The following is a 656-nucleotide window of genomic DNA, read 5'->3' as shown; positions in this document are numbered from 1 at the left end:
CGGTATGTGGTGGCGGTGGGGGCGGCGGTGTGGTTGGCGATGTGGGGGGTCCTGATCGGCGCCGACAGTGTAATCATGCGTTCGCAGTCTTCGGCGCCGCGTCCGGCACATGCGGTGGTGGCCTCGGCAAGTGGTGGTGGTGGTCAGTCTAGTTTTGGCGTCGATCATCCGCGTGCAACCAAAGGATTTGCGAGCGAGCATCCTGAGCAGTCCACCGCGGCGGTATTGCCCCGCTCGGGCGCTCCGGTGACCACGTTGATCGCGTTGGGTGCGGTTGCGGCCGTGGCGGTGGCCGGTGGGCTGGCCTGTTTTGGGCTGCCCGCCGGGCGCGGCCCACCCCATACCCCGGCTTTTTCTGTTACCGGTCAAGACGTTTTAACCCGGTTCTGCTTGTCTCGTCGCTGACTGGTCAGCATCAGGTCGTAGCCCGTTTGTGGCGGCGGCCGGTGACCGCTGACCCATGTCAAGTGCCGCGCTCTGGTTCGCGGCTTCGCAGGAAAGCGACGAAATCTGATGACTGAAGTTCGTTCTCTTAACAACACATGCGTTCACTCCCTGGCAGCGCTGAAGGTCCCCAAGCCCCGTGACTGCACCCAACCCGCCCCCGCCACCTCCCGGCGACCCGCCGCCTTGGTGGGCAACACGCCGGTGCTGCG

At 65.4% G+C, this 656-nt stretch carries 1 protein-coding gene; it reads left to right on the top strand.

Annotated features, from left to right (window positions below):
* Window positions 1–405, top strand: a 405-nt coding sequence (gene lpqS, locus HMPREF0591_RS31850; protein ID WP_244269136.1) for a putative copper homeostasis (lipo)protein LpqS, incomplete at its 5' end; no start/stop codon positions are given.
* Window positions 406–656 lie beyond the last annotated feature (251 nt).

Origin of the sequence: Mycobacterium parascrofulaceum ATCC BAA-614, assembly GCF_000164135.1 — a bacterium.
In the GTDB taxonomy this organism is placed as follows: domain Bacteria; phylum Actinomycetota; class Actinomycetes; order Mycobacteriales; family Mycobacteriaceae; genus Mycobacterium; species Mycobacterium parascrofulaceum.
This window is presented reverse-complemented; position numbering and strand designations above follow the sequence as displayed.